Here is a 442-nt window from a genome sequence, read left to right on the forward strand (position 1 = left end):
GTAGAAACAACTTACACACCTAAGATTACTCCAGTCGTTCCAACTTCTGAAGATGTAACAACGACAGATATCCAAGGTGCCACTCAAACAGGTAAACCAACCTTCACTGAAGGTGATCCAAATGTTCCAATCGATGAGGATACTCCAGCTACCTTTGAAGATGGCTCAACCACTAAGACAGTAGATGGCGAAGGAACATACACCGTTTCTCCAGATGGAACAGTAACTTTCGTGCCAGAAAAATCATTTACTGGAGAAGGTACAGGCGTAACGGTTAAACGTGTTGATAAAAACGGTACTGAAATCACAACGAAGTACACACCAACTGTGACACCAGTAACACCAACAGCAACACCAGCTGAAACAACAGGTAAACAAGGTCAAACTCAAACAGGTAAGCCTGAATTTACTGAAGGCGACAGCCGTGTGCCAATGAACGATG

At 43.7% G+C, this 442-nt stretch carries 1 protein-coding gene; it reads left to right on the forward strand.

The features are described 5' to 3' along the window. The coding region (locus AX662_RS05880; protein ID WP_231728416.1) for a hypothetical protein at positions 1-442 on the forward strand (442 nt) is incomplete at both ends.

The sequence above is a fragment of the Streptococcus sp. CCH5-D3 genome, from assembly GCF_001556435.1.
Taxonomy (GTDB): Bacteria; Bacillota; Bacilli; order Lactobacillales; family Streptococcaceae; genus Streptococcus.